Annotated in this window: 1 protein-coding gene; it reads left to right on the forward strand. The window is 60.9% G+C overall.

What is annotated here, in order from left to right; all coding sequences use genetic code 11:
* The coding region (locus tag AC1DWI_RS24335) for a RelA/SpoT family protein (RefSeq protein ID WP_477726065.1) at nucleotides 1-1021 on the forward strand (1021 nt) is incomplete at both ends.

Here is a 1021-nt window from a genome sequence, read left to right on the forward strand (position 1 = left end):
CAAGCTTTGCTGCGCTCACGGCGAAACTCGACTACATGAGCGCTGCCGACATTGACAATGTCCGCCGCGCCTATCGCTTTGCCGATGAGGCCCATCTGGGCCAGCTGCGCAACAGCGGCGAACCCTATATCACCCACCCTATCGCCGTCGCGCAACAATGCGCCGAGTGGAAGCTGGATGCACAGGCGCTCATGGCCGCCCTGCTGCATGACGCCATTGAAGACTGCGGCGTCACSAAGCCCGAGCTGATCGAGCGTTTCGGCGCGCCGGTGGCTGAACTGGTGGACGGGCTGACCAAACTCGAAAAGCTGGAATTCAACACCCGGGAAGAAAACCAGGCTGAGTCTTTCCGCAAGATGCTGCTGGCCATGGCACGCGACGTGCGGGTCATCCTGATCAAGCTGGCTGACCGGACGCACAACATGCGCACGCTGGGCGATGTCCCGCGCGCCAAATGGACCCGAATCTCGCGCGAAACCCTGGACATTTACGCGCCCATCGCCCACCGCCTGGGCCTGAACACGACCTACCGGGAATTGCAGGACCTTTCCTTCCAGCACCTGCACCCCTGGCGCTACGCCACCTTGACCAAGGCGTTGCAGAAGGCCCGCGGCCGCCGGCGCGACGTGATCAAGCGGGTGCAGGGAGAGGTCGAATCGGCCTTTACCGGCGCCCATGTGCCGGTGATGATCTCGGGACGAGAAAAGACGCTGTATTCCATCTACCGCAAGATGGATGAAAAGCACCTTTCGTTTGCCCAGGTGACCGATCTCTATGGGTTTCGAGTGATCGTGAAAGACCTGACGGCCTGCTACACAGCCATGGGGGTGTTGCACCAGCTCTACAAGCCCCTGCCCGGAAAGTTCAAGGACTACATYGCAATCCCGAAGATCAACGGTTACCAGTCTCTGCACACCACGCTGGTTGGCCCCTTCGGTACCAACATCGAGTTCCAGATGCGCACCGAAGCCATGCATGTGGTGGCGGAATCCGGGGTCGCGGCGCACTGGCTCTACAAGGC

Source organism: Polaromonas sp. P3_C2, from assembly GCF_056402675.1.